Origin of the sequence: uncultured Gimesia sp., assembly GCF_937919775.1 — a bacterium.
Taxonomy (GTDB): domain Bacteria; phylum Planctomycetota; class Planctomycetia; order Planctomycetales; family Planctomycetaceae; genus Gimesia.
Window position 1 is genome coordinate 1 of sequence record NZ_CALFPF010000689.1, and the last position, 12371, is coordinate 12371.

At 51.4% G+C, this 12371-nt stretch carries 10 protein-coding genes; 7 read left to right on the forward strand and 3 right to left on the reverse strand.

The genetic code is table 11. The features are described from left to right. The 3 genes from Q0294_RS19455 to Q0294_RS19465 all read left to right on the forward strand — a co-directional run. Nucleotides 1-676, forward strand: a 676-nt coding sequence (locus tag Q0294_RS19455; protein WP_299468774.1) for a hypothetical protein, incomplete at its 5' end; no start/stop codon positions are given. A gap of 76 nt (nucleotides 677-752) precedes the next feature. Beyond that, a complete protein-coding gene (locus Q0294_RS19460) occupies nucleotides 753-1709 on the forward strand; it encodes a DUF1559 domain-containing protein (protein WP_299468776.1) in 957 nt (318 codons plus the stop codon). 117 nt (nucleotides 1710-1826) lie between these two features. After that, complete coding sequence (locus Q0294_RS19465; RefSeq protein WP_299468778.1) at nucleotides 1827-2234, forward strand: hypothetical protein; 408 nt, start codon at nucleotides 1827-1829, stop codon at nucleotides 2232-2234. A 108-nt stretch (nucleotides 2235-2342) separates the two neighbouring features. Here the strand turns inward: Q0294_RS19465 and Q0294_RS19470 are convergent, their stop codons facing one another. Both Q0294_RS19470 and Q0294_RS19475 read right to left on the reverse strand, forming a co-directional pair. Next, nucleotides 2343-4052 (reverse strand): LamG-like jellyroll fold domain-containing protein, encoded by a 1710-nt coding sequence (locus Q0294_RS19470; protein WP_299468780.1) that lies wholly within the window; start codon nucleotides 4050-4052, stop codon nucleotides 2343-2345. Continuing rightward, complete coding sequence (locus Q0294_RS19475) at nucleotides 4052-4588, reverse strand: sigma-70 family RNA polymerase sigma factor (protein ID WP_299468782.1); 537 nt, start codon at nucleotides 4586-4588, stop codon at nucleotides 4052-4054. Before Q0294_RS19475 ends, Q0294_RS19470 begins: the two co-directional genes overlap by 1 nt. A 348-nt stretch (nucleotides 4589-4936) precedes the next feature. Between Q0294_RS19475 and Q0294_RS19480 the strand changes: the two genes are divergently transcribed. From Q0294_RS19480 to Q0294_RS19495, 4 genes are all read left to right on the forward strand, one after another. Further along, on the forward strand, nucleotides 4937-5860 hold the full coding sequence (locus tag Q0294_RS19480; RefSeq protein ID WP_299468784.1) for a DUF1559 domain-containing protein: 924 nt from the start codon (nucleotides 4937-4939) through the stop codon (nucleotides 5858-5860). A gap of 79 nt (nucleotides 5861-5939) precedes the next feature. Continuing rightward, a complete protein-coding gene (locus tag Q0294_RS19485) occupies nucleotides 5940-6359 on the forward strand; it encodes a hypothetical protein (RefSeq protein WP_299468786.1) in 420 nt (139 codons plus the stop codon). A 132-nt stretch (nucleotides 6360-6491) separates the two neighbouring features. Continuing rightward, a complete protein-coding gene (locus Q0294_RS19490; RefSeq protein WP_299468788.1) occupies nucleotides 6492-9485 on the forward strand; it encodes a DUF1553 domain-containing protein in 2994 nt (997 codons plus the stop codon). 17 nt (nucleotides 9486-9502) lie between these two features. After that, a complete protein-coding gene (locus Q0294_RS19495) occupies nucleotides 9503-10951 on the forward strand; it encodes a DUF1501 domain-containing protein (protein ID WP_299468790.1) in 1449 nt (482 codons plus the stop codon). Between the two features lie 159 nt (nucleotides 10952-11110). Here the strand turns inward: Q0294_RS19495 and Q0294_RS19500 are convergent, their stop codons facing one another. Then, a complete protein-coding gene (locus tag Q0294_RS19500) occupies nucleotides 11111-12253 on the reverse strand; it encodes a DUF1559 domain-containing protein (RefSeq protein ID WP_299468792.1) in 1143 nt (380 codons plus the stop codon). Nucleotides 12254-12371: the final 118 nt, after the last annotated feature.

Genomic DNA, 12371 nt, shown 5'->3' on the forward strand with positions numbered 1-12371 from the left:
GGGAACTCTGTTTGGTGTTGAGATTGAAAAATCCGGAGATTCCGGCGTGCAGGTTTTCAAGGGTGATGTTGAACTCAATGATTTTTCGGGAGGCAAAACGGTCCTGCCCGCAGGTAAAACAATGCGCAGCGCTGCAGGGCAGAAACAATGGCGGACAGCGAAAAAACTTTCCCCTGAGTTCTATACTGCGATTCAGGAAAAAAAACAGACAATATTGCCGGACATGGTGTTCATTAATGATGCCCGTCATAGCATGTTCGGCATCGATGACTACCTTGGAATCAGATATCTCATGTATTCTGCCATTCCGCTGAAAGTTCGTTTTACAGATCCTGAAAGTAAAAAGCAGCGCTGGGACGGAGTCGCAAAGCATTTTGCCGTTGTGCACTTTGATGAAACATCTCAGCTCTGGTACGTGCAAGGGAATGAACAGGCGATTCGATTCGAACCCGATTCGACCGATCTACTGCTTGCCAGCATTGAAGAAACCACTGCCAAAAACGGTCCCAGCAAAAAAAATGTGACGTATTTTTCTGAGATGTATGACACCATTCATGGTATCGCGAGTGGATATCAAACGAGCGATATTCAGGTGCTCCCCGACTGGTTTGAGAAGATTGAAAATGACGGGGATTATACCATCAATGGTTCGTATTTGATTCGTAAGCCAGACTAGCATTTGTATCTCATTTTTTAATTAAGGGATGGCTTTTTAAATAACTTTTTTATCGATTACTGAAAGTGGTGTTCTTATGAAATTTGAACGACATCTCCGCAAAAGAAACGGTTTTACGCTGATTGAATTACTGGTGGTGATTGCCATCATCGCGATCCTGATTGCCTTGTTACTTCCCGCAGTGCAGCAGGCGCGAGAAGCGGCCCGGCGCAGTACCTGTAAAAATAACATGAAACAGCTCGGGTTAGCGATGCACAACTACCATGATACCCATCGCGTTTTTCCCCCGGGATACATTGCCCCGGGAGCTGGTTGTAACGTGATCACTCCAACTGGCCCCATCTTGAATCATACCGGATTTCAAATGATGCTTCCCTTTTTAGACCAGGCACCCTTGTATAACTTGTACAACTTCAATCTCGCCAGTGGGAGACCACTTTACAACAACGATGGTAAATGCACTCAAACACAACCTGCAGCAAGTCAATATAGTGTTGCCACCAGTGTGCTGGCTGCGTTTATGTGTCCCTCCGATCCCGGTAATCCTATCGGTGCCAACCCTGCACTTACATTCGGAGACAATGCGGGGGCACACCGCACAAGTTATGGCTTCGTAGCGGGGCACGGCTATATCGCAACAATTTATGGAGCGGAGTCACTCACCACAAAAGGCGTTTTCGGCTCTAACGGTTCGGCACGCATCCGTGACATCATCGACGGTACAACAAATACAGCAGCTCTGGTTGAAACACCATTTACGAAGAAGTCGACCGAACTCTGGAATGGTCCGTTTTGGGACACCTACAGTTATGTTTCCTGGCTCAATCTGAGACAAGGGATAAACACGGACGCCGATGCAGTGGCACCCGGAATTAACGTCGCGAGGAATGGCGCAGGCAGTTACCACATCGGCGGAGCTCACATCCTCCTGGGTGATGGTTCGGTGCGGTTTGTCAGTGAAAACGTAGATCAGGTTTCTGTGCTCAACGCGCTGATCACAATTTCCGGTGGCGAAATAATGCCTGAGTTTTAATGAAGTGACTTGTTAAATGAAATTCAACTTCTGGATGAGTTTTAATTGACTCATTCAGAAGTTTTTCCCTTATAAACCAGATTGAAAATAAATCCTACCAGAAGAGGACCTACTTACATGAAACGGTCTCGACTAGAAACTCTCTCCGCTGTGCTGATACTTTGCTTTGTTCTCACTGGCTGTTCAGGCGGTGGTACAGATCTCCCGGAACTCACCCCTGTTTCGGGTGTCATCACTCTCCAGGGTAAGCCGCTACCAGGCGCACAAGTTACCTTCGTACCTCAAAACGGGCGTCCCTCGAACGGCACTACCGATTCTGAAGGCCGCTACGAGTTATACTTCAAGGCTGGTGTTCCCGGCGCCGTCGCTGGAAAGCATACCGTTCAAATCACTGTGGAAGAAAACATGGAACTTCCTCAAAATCAGCAAACGGTGATTCCAGCAAAATATAACACTCGATCCACTTTAGAGGCAACAATCACTGGTGCAGAACCTGTGACACAAAGTTTTGATCTCAAAATCTGAATCGGCCGTGTGATACTTCCCGAGCCGTGCGCTACTGTTGGACCAGTCGGCAGTACCACACTCGAGCGAATGGACAGAGTATTTCTCATCGTCGGCAGACGGTCGATCTCACAGCATCGGTTGGCCGGTTTCCGCGGCGAATTTCATTTTTTCGCCTTTGTTGAGGAAGATATTGCCGCCTTGTTTTTCCTGCAGCACAATTTTTTTCAACTGGCCGTCGAAGTAATCTTTACCCGCTTTGACACACTCATAATGCGCGGCGACGATCGCGGCATCCAGCGCATAATCGTAGAAGGCGACTTCATCAATCACCCCGGTAAACGGTTCGCGGCCCACTAATGAATCGAACCGTTCCGTAATCAGGTTTCCAATGACCGCCGGTGTCGAGCCGCCGCTGATGATCATCGTTCCCACCGGAAAGCGATGGCTCATTCGCAGTTTACCGTCAATGTAAATCGCTTTCACTCCAGTCCAGCCGTTATAGGTCGCGACGATATGATGCGGTTTTCCATCCCGCAGTTCTTCTACCGTCGGGCGGCCCTCTTTGCCGTCCATAGGCATATCCAGTTCGCTATAACCCATGCCCGATAAGAATAATCCAAACGACAGACAGGGACCTTGTTCGACCGTGGGGATTTGCGTGATGCCGGCTTTATCATCGTCTTGAAAGCTGAGTAATATCCGATAGCTGCCGTCTTCCTTGCGAAAGATTTCGTCATAGTCAAACGGACGTTTTTTCTGAGACACATCAGGAGCCTGCCACTCCGAAACCACCAGGGCTTCGACGGTAATGCCCGTCGAAACAGAATAATCACCCGTGCCCACTTCTTTACCGCCCCCGTTTCCCAACAGCAAGCTGGCATCCGGTCGGTTATTAAACCGCACGGCTCCTTTGCCGACTAAACCCTGGACCCGTTTCGCATTTTTCCCGGCGCGAATCGGGCTGGCTGCAATCAAATCCGTGAACGGTTTGTCTTCCGGTTGATCGAAGGTCCAGAAAAACCGGGGCAGGCGGCCGCGCGGTTTCACTTCCACCTGACCATCGAGCACATGCACAAAGGTCTCAGCCGCCTCATTCACACTGACCTCATATTCGGTTCCCATATCAATCACTTCGACACTCGGCGTTTCCAGAGTAAACGGCGCCTGCGGATCGCTCATCCGCGCCGAAAGCGTGCCGGAAAACAGCGTTCCCTGATTCTTGCGTTCCATGCCGAACAGAGCAGGGCTGGCCAGCGAAATATCTGCGCCTCCGGAAAATGCAAAGCCCACGTTTCCGGATGTCACTTTCACAGTGCCCGGCTGGAAGCGATCGGTCAGCGCGGGATATTTACCCAACAGTTCCCACGTCGACTGCATCGCTTCATGGATGGTGGCGACTTCTTCCGGGGGAGTCGTATTCTCATCGAAATAATATTGTGAACTGTTGTCGGCGACCAGCGGCGCCGTTGCATCCTGCCGCTCGACCGGGAAATACAAAAACAGTCCAAGTGCACACAGACACACGGCTAGACAAATCGCCGGAACCAGAAACAGAGAAAACACACTTTTGTCTGCTGACCGAACCGCCTGCTGCTTTGCTTCTGTTTCGACGGCTTCCGGTGGCGGCGCTGAACCCGGAGACTGCAGCCGCGTGCCGGCCGTACCAGCCAGACCAATATGCAGGAACACATAATTCAAATATTCTTTGCGATACTGAGGATGTTCCGTCAGCAGTCGTTCCAGCGTTTCCATTTCGGCTTCGGTAATAATCCCCGAACACTGCGCATCGGCCAACTCCAGGATCTGTGCTCGGAGTGGAGGGACTGGTTCAATCATCAGGATATCTCACTGGAAAGGCGACGGTTCACACAATCAAATAATGCTTTTCGGATTTTTTTGATCGTTTTATAAATGGCATGTGAGGAACATTTCCAACGGCCCGCCACCGTGGCCGCGGTTTCCTGATCCCCGTAATAGGCGTCGATCAGTTCCCGTTCACGGTCACTTAATTTCTGCATACATTGGGTCAGCGCCAGTTGACGCTGACTCAGATCTTCAATCATACCCGACACATCTTCCGCCAACTCTGTGACCAGACTGTCACTGAAAATCAAACGCTTGTTCTGATACTTGCGACGATATTTTCTCACCTGGTTAAACGCAATGCCATTCGCCCAGTTTAAAAAACTGCGATCCCGCTCAAAGCTGGGAAATTCCTTCCACAGAATCACGCACGTTTCCTGAAAAATGTCTTCCGCCGCCGCGAGATCCAGCACCAGCGCCAGAATGTAGCCGAAGACCTTGCGGTCGTCCCGTGAAAACAAACGGAAAAACTCTTCGCTCATGACCGGATTATTCAAGGGCTCACTCATGACGAAGTTAAGTCTATCAGTAACAAGGTGTTAGTGGCAGTCACAGAGAGTCGGTGGGAAATAAATCAGCGCAGGGAACAGCCGCAACGCGTCTCCGCTATCTTATGTGGCGCGAAATGATCCGGATTGGTACCGAAAAATTCGTGATTTACCGGATTTTCAACGAAAAAACAAAACTTACGGTACTAAATCGGAAATCGGCGCGCCATATCAATCATGAGGACGCGCTTTGGTTCACTCCTGATCTCCCTCCTCTAAACACAACAGAGATGATTTACGTTCTAAAACTGCCGAGGAGTTTTTCTATTTATTAATCACATCTATTCAGGTTGAGACCAAGGAGAACTAATGTTCGTCGCTCGCAAACATGACCGTCACCTGCGTTCCGCGTTTACACTAATCGAACTGCTGGTGGTGATTGCCATCATCGCCATTTTAATTGCGCTGTTACTGCCGGCGGTACAACAGGCGCGCGAAGCGGCCCGCCGCAGTACCTGCAAAAATAACATGAAACAACTTGGTCTGGCTTTGCACAATTATCACGACACCCACCGCCTGTTTCCTCCCGGCATGATTTACCGCGTGGTCACGTCCTCTACCCCCAGCGGAAAACGAACTCCGTTCTGCGTACATCTGCTCCCCTTCATTGACAAAGCCAATGTGTATAACCTCTACGATCACAATCGCAACTGGCACGACACCGTTCACGATTCCATCCCGACTGGTAACGGCGTGCGACTTGTTCCACTGCCCGTCTGGCAATGCCCGACTGACCGCGATGCCATCTGGAGCGCGAACCCCGATGGCAGTATTCGAGGAAACTACGGCGTGAACTGGGGCCAGGGTACGTTCGGCACACAAATCAAACCGGCGCCCTTCAATAACGCCTTCGGTGCCAGGTTTCGTGATATCACCGACGGTTCGAGTAATACTCTCGCCATGATGGAAATGTTGAAACCGGAAACTTCCGCCAACGATTATCGTGCCTGGATCTGGAACGATGAACCGGAAACCGTCGTGATGACGCGCGTCGGACCGAACAGTTCTGCCCCCGATCTGGTCGTCAATTGTGTTTCCGAAGGAGATCGGCTGCCTTGTACGGGCTCGATTACCGGAAGCGGCCGCAGTAACGCCTCGCGAAGTCTGCACGTCGGCGGCGTGCATGTGCTGATGTGTGATGGCGCCGTGCGATTCGTCTCTGAGAATATCGATCTCACCACCTGGCAGGCTTTGAGCAGTATGAGCGGTGGCGAAGTCATCGGCGATTTTTAAACCAGACTGCTTCCAGAGTCGTAACTTTCAAGGATCATAAAATGTTGAGCTCCTGTTTTTTATACGAAGGACCAGAGACGTGTTGAATCATTATCGAATCATGCTGGTACTCTGCAGTTCCGTGCTGACACTGGTCGGCTGCACAAACGAAAAGGCCTTCGAAAGAACTCAAGTGGAAGGCGTGGTGACACTCGACGGCGCACCCGTGGAGCAGGGGGTGATCACATTCATTCCCGCAGGTAAAGGGGCGACTGCGGGGGCGAATATTGAATCGGGAAAATTCGTGATTCCCAAAGAAAAAGGCCCCAGCCCCGGCGATTATCGGGTGGAAATTGATTCCAGTGTACCTACGGGCAACAAGATTCTCGATACCGACGGTGAAACCATGGTCGACGAATATGCCAATGCAATCCCTCCTAAATTTAATCGACTCACTGAACTGAAAGTCACGCTCAAAAACGGCAATAATCAACATCTGTTTGATCTGGAAAAGGAGTAATTCTTTTTTTGTCAAACAGTCAAACCTTCGCTGGAACTCTCGGTTATAATCGTTACTGGAATAACCGGGAGTTGTATCAGCCCGCGTCCTGCCAATTGATTCTCCCACTTTGAGAGAAATAGAAAAGCAAATATGTTTTTTTTCACCCGACGGAAATTCAATTTCACGCCACTGTTGTTTTCAATCTGCCTGTTGACTTGTTCGTCAGCAGCCTTCGGAGCAGACTCCCTCTTTGAAAAACAGGTCGTGCCGATTCTGCAGCAGCACTGTATTGAATGTCATAACGCGAGTACCAAAGATGGCGGGCTCTCTCTGGAAAGCAGCCAGGGATTGATCGCCGGAGGCGAGAACGGTCGCGTGCTGGTCGCGGGCGCTCCCGAAGAAAGTCTGCTGCTCGATTATGTGATCGGCCCGGAACCGGAAATGCCCAAAAAAGGCAAACCCTTATCCAAAGCAGAGATTGAAATTCTCAGGCAATGGATCAAAGCGGGTGCGGTCTGGCCCGACGGCGTGCACATTCAGGAAGCACAACTTTCACAAACGGACTGGTGGTCGTTCCAGCTGTTGAAACAACCAGCGGTACCGCAACTCTCTGAAGCGGATACAAAACAGGTTCGCACGCCCATCGACGCTTTTCTGCTCGCAGAGCTGCGCAAAAAAGGCCTTTCCTTTTCCCCCGCCGTGGACCGCCGCACGCTCATTCGCCGTCTGTATTTTGATTTGATCGGTCTGCCTCCGTCGCCGGCAGAAATCACGAAGTTCGTCAATGATTCTGACCCGCGTGCTTATGAAAAACTGGTCGATCAACTCCTGGCATCCCCCCGCTACGGAGAACGCTGGGCGCGGCACTGGCTGGATGTCGTGCATTATGCGGACACGCATGGCTATGACAAAGACAAACTCCGCGAAAACGCCTGGCCTTATCGCGACTATGTGATTCGCGCTCTCAATGCAGACAAACCCTACACGCAATTTATCGAGGAACAGATCGCCGGTGATATCCTGCAGCCTCATTCGCCCGACGGTGTTCCGGCAACCGGTTTTATCGTGGCAGGTCCTTTCGACTGGGTGGGCCAGATTGAAATCAACGAAAAACTGATTGAGAAAAAAATCACCCGTAACCTGGACCGGGACGATATGGTGGCGACCGTCATGAACAGCACGGTCAGTCTGACGGTCCAATGCGCCCGCTGCCACAATCACAAATTTGATCCGATCGCGCAGGAAGATTACTACGGCCTGCAGGCCGTCTTCGCCGGCATCGACCGCGCAGACCGCGATTTTGATCCGAACCCGCAATCCGCCGAAAAACGAAAAGAACTGCTGGCTGCGCAGACAAAGCACCAGCAACAGAAGCAGGCCCTTGAAGCGAAAATTCATACCCGCGGCGGCAAACAACTGGCGCAACTCGACGAACAGATTGCCAAAGCCGTCAATGCTCAAAAAGGGCAAGGCGTGGAATATGGTTACCACAGCCAGATTGAAAAAACAGACAAAACCAGCAAATGGGTGCAGTTGAAATTCAAGCAGCCCGTCACGGCAGAGCGGGTGACGCTGATTGCCGCCTATGATGATTATAATAACATCAAAGCCGGCTTCGGTTTTCCGAAACGGTTCAAGCTGGAGATTTCGGACACAGGTGATTTTGCCGCGACGAAAACCATCATCGCCGACCACAGCCAGCAGGACTTTCCCAATCCGCAAAATAAACTCGTAAACTTCGAACTTGAGGGCCAGAATTTTCAGTACCTGAGAATGACAGCCACGCAGCTCGCGCCCCGCTCGAATGATTTCATGTTTGCGTTGGGAGAAATCAAAGTTCTCAATTCCCAGGGACAAAACATTGCCGGACAGGCGGTCGTCGAGTCACTCGATTCTATCGAAGCACTGCCGCGCTGGTCTCGTAAAAATCTGACCGATGGCAAATTCTATCATTCCGCCGACTCCAACGAAGATCTGGTATCACTGAAAGCGGAACGCGATCAACTCTTGACCAGTCTCACAACGGCCGACGAGAAAACAGCGCTCAAAACCATCACGGCAGAATTGTCGCGAATCAAACAGGAACTGGATCAACTGCCGCAACTCCACAAAGTGTTCGCGGCTGCGACTCATTTTAAACAGCAGGGAAATTTCAAGTCGACTGCAGGCGAACCGCGGGCCGTGTTTTTACTCAGTCGCGGAAGTGAAAAAGCCCCCGTCAAAGAAGTTGAGCCATCCGCACCGAAGCTGATCTCCGGTCTCAACGGCACGTTTCAATTAAAAGATCCGCAGAATGAAGGGGCTCGCCGCCTGGCGCTGGCACAGTGGATCACCAGCCGCGAAAACCCGCTCACCTGGCGTTCGATTGTGAATCGGGTCTGGCAATATCATTTCGGGAAAGCCATCGTCGATACCCCCAACGACTTTGGAAAGATGGGAGCCCTCCCCACGCATCCCGCACTGCTTGATTATCTGGCGGCCCGTTTTCGCGATGAAGGACAATCGCTGAAAGCATTGCATCGCCTGCTGGTGTTGAGCACTGCGTATCAGCAGACTTCGATCACGCATCCCGAGGGCAATCAGATTGACGGCGATAATCGTCTCTTGTGGCGCATGAACCGTCGCAAACTGGAAGCCGAAGCGATTCGCGATTCCGTATTACAGGTCAGCGGCAAACTGGATCTGAAAATGTACGGGCCGGGAGACCGTCTGTTTGTGCTCGAAAAACCGCAACATTCGCCGCATTATCTCTATCAGAAATACGATCCCGTTTCCGAGGAAAGTCATCGACGTTCGATCTACCGCTTTATCGTGCGTTCGGTTCCCGATCCGTTTATGGAAACGCTCGACTGTGCAGACCCTTCACAAATGACCCCGAAGCGTCTGGAAACATTAACGGCTCTGCAGGCGCTCTCCCTGTTGAACGATCACTTCATGGTGAGCATGTCGGCCTTTTATGCACGAAAAATCAAAGAGGAATCGACGGACCTTTCGACTCAGATCCAGCTCGCTTTTGAAACCACACTCGGTCGGCCGCCGGAACAGGCTGAGCTGGCTATTTTACAGAGCATCGGCACACAGCATGGCATTGAAAATGTCTGTCGGCTGATCTTCAACAGCAACGAATTCATTTTTATCGATTAAATACAGGAAGAGATCTTATGGATCGTCGTGAGTTTCTGATGTCGGCAGGAGGGGGACTGGGGGGAATCGCATTAGCGTCTCTGCTGCAGGATGACTGTCTGCTCGCTTCAGCGCCAGCCAGCACACACACACTGCATCATCCGCCGCGCGCCAAACGGGTGATTCAACTTTATATGTCGGGTGCCGCCAGTCAGTGCGACACGTTTGACTATAAACCGGAACTGATCAAGGAGAATGGCAACGCGTGGGACCCCGGCGAACAGGTGCAGTTATTTCAATCCTCCCCGGGCAAAACCATGCAGGCTCCCTGGAAATGGCAGCAGTACGGCGAATCGGGCAAGTGGCTCAATGAGTGCGTCGCACCGCTGGGTGAATGCGTAGACGAGATGGCGTTTATCCATAATATGGTCAGCAAGTCGAACGTGCACGGGCCGGCGACATTCATGCAGGCCACTGGTTTTATTCTGCCCGGCTTTCCCGGCATGGGGGCCTGGATCAGTTACGGGCTCGGCAGCCTCACCGATAACCTGCCGACGTTTGTTGTCCTGCCTGATCCGCGCGGATTTGCTCCCAATGGCGCGGCCAACTGGTCTGCCGGCTTTTTACCGGCCAGCAATCAGGGAACCATGATTCGCCCGAATTCACAGACGCCGATTTCCAATCTGTTCCCTGCTTCGAATAATTTTATTACGAAGCAAAGCGACCGCGATGTTCTGGCCGCATTAAAACAGTTGAATCAGCGACACGAACAGGAACGCGCGGGAGATTCGCGATTGAACGCACGAATTCAATCGTATGAGCTGGCCGCCAAAATGCAGTTGCAGGCGCCGCAGGTACTCGATCTTTCTAACGAAACGAAAAGCACGCTCAATATGTACGGGCTGGATTCCACCAGCTATGAAGTGCAGGAAGGCATCAGCGAAGCCGCTGAAATCGCGTATTTTGGCAGAAACTGCCTGGTGGCGCGGCGGATGCTGGAGCAGGGGGTCCGGTTCGTGCAGATCTGGTCGGGAGCCGACAACGGGTTCCCGCGTCGCAACTGGGATTCGCATGAAGATATCAAACGCGATCACTGGCCTTTAGGGCGGGGCATGTCAACCGGTGCGGCGGCGTTAATCAAAGACCTCAAACAGCGCGGCATGCTGGACGACACGATTATTTTATGGACCACCGAATTCGGCAGAATGCCCTGCAGTCAGGGAAGCAAAGGCCGCGATCATAATCCGTTCGTGTTTACCAACTGGCTGGCCGGCGGGGGGATTAAAGGGGGCACCACGTACGGCGAATCGGATCAATGGTCTTTCAAACCCGCAGATCCCGCCAATCCGACGATGTGTTATGACGTGCACGCCACGATTTTGCATCAGTTGGGTATCGATCATGAGAAGCTGACTTTCCGGCACAACGGCATTGACCGTCGTCTCACCGACGTGCACGGACATGTCATCAAAGACATCATCTCATAATCACCGTAAAAAATGTGGCGTAAAAAAGGTGTCAGGAACCTTATACTTAAGGTTCCTGACACCTTTTTTACGATTCATCGGTAAATAAAAAAAACGAGTGGCCGGTTTTAAACCAGCCACTCGCGATAGACTTGTCTTTCAATAATTCTCAATCTTCGATTATTCGAAGTTACCTTTGGTAACCTGAGCGTCCAACCAGGGGCCGGAGAAGACTTCCGAAGGTCGCAGTTCTACAGTGGCGTCTGTGTGACCAGATCCGCCTGTGGCAGATCCTGTGAAACCGGGGTTCAAGAATCCATCGCCGTTCAGGTCGACGATTGCTTTCACGCTGCCGTCAGCCATCAGGATGTTGCAGATCTTATTGCGGCCACGACCGTGCCATGCAAACCAGTCACGAGAATCCTGTAACCACAGATTGCCGTCAACACCGGGAGTTCCAGCGCTGTTCGGGTCAGGCAAAGCAGCAGGAATTGCAGAAACAACATTGGTTCCGGCAGGCATCAGAACGATTTTCGTTCCATCCCACATGCCAGGACCATCGTTGAAGGATTCAGCCAATCGCTCACCGGCTTCAAGAAATCCGGGAATGCTGTTAGACAATACAGCTTCGCCGACATCACCGGGAGCACCACAGCCCAGGAAGGAGACGACGGAAGAAGAAACGCGGGAAGAATCCAGACGACGAATGGTCAATGGACCCAGGCTACCGCCAAAACCCTTCAAACCGGAGGCAGTCACACCGGCAGTGGTTTTCGCGCCGGAACGTACCAGAAACCAGCTGGAAGCATAGTTTGTTCCGTATCCATCTTCGAGCATCTTGGCAACCTGAAGAATACGAGGTTGTGTTCCTTCGGTTCCACTTGTCCAAGTGGCACAGATGCCTTCACTCAGGCGTGCCAGTGGCGCAGAGTCTTTGTTACTGGTGTTAGCCACACCAATCATGTCGTTCAGTTTTTCGGATCCCAACAGAGTGGATGAAGGGCAGAGCATTTTCTGAGGAAGACCGGAACCACTGTTAACCATGTCGGCGACCCAACCCCAGGTGTCAGGACATCCATCACGACGGAAGTCGTAAGCACCCGTGCAGTATCTTCCGCCGGGATCTGTCGAAGCGAAAGAGTGCATGGAAAGACCAAACTGACGCAAGTTACTTTTGCACTGTGAAGAACGTGCAGATTCACGAGCTGCGAAAACTGCTGGAATCAGCAGAGCAGCTAACAACGCGATGATCGAAATCACCACTAAAAGTTCGATCAGGGTAAAACCTGACCGCTTGACATTACGAGCACGTGACTTTTTCATTTTGTTTCCTGTTTGTTAAAAAATAATTTTGACAGTTACGCGAACAATGAAGGCTTAGTTTACTTGTGTTAGAACAGGTCATCCCCATCAGTTGGCATGTGATGTATGAATCTGAACT

What these genes read in the sequence shown, in the direction of transcription:
- Q0294_RS19495 (WP_299468790.1), top strand. Translation starts at nt 9,503, where the DNA reads ATGGATCGTCGTGAGTTTCTGATGTCGGCAGGAGGGGGACTGGGGGGA.
- Q0294_RS19500 (WP_299468792.1), bottom strand. Translation starts at nt 12,253, where the DNA reads ATGAAAAAGTCACGTGCTCGTAATGTCAAGCGGTCAGGTTTTACCCTG.
- Q0294_RS19490 (WP_299468788.1), top strand. Translation starts at nt 6,492, where the DNA reads ATGTTTTTTTTCACCCGACGGAAATTCAATTTCACGCCACTGTTGTTT.
- Q0294_RS19465 (WP_299468778.1), top strand. Translation starts at nt 1,827, where the DNA reads ATGAAACGGTCTCGACTAGAAACTCTCTCCGCTGTGCTGATACTTTGC.
- Q0294_RS19475 (WP_299468782.1), bottom strand. Translation starts at nt 4,588, where the DNA reads ATGAGTGAGCCCTTGAATAATCCGGTCATGAGCGAAGAGTTTTTCCGT.
- Q0294_RS19480 (WP_299468784.1), top strand. Translation starts at nt 4,937, where the DNA reads ATGTTCGTCGCTCGCAAACATGACCGTCACCTGCGTTCCGCGTTTACA.
- Q0294_RS19470 (WP_299468780.1), bottom strand. Translation starts at nt 4,052, where the DNA reads ATGATTGAACCAGTCCCTCCACTCCGAGCACAGATCCTGGAGTTGGCC.
- Q0294_RS19460 (WP_299468776.1), top strand. Translation starts at nt 753, where the DNA reads ATGAAATTTGAACGACATCTCCGCAAAAGAAACGGTTTTACGCTGATT.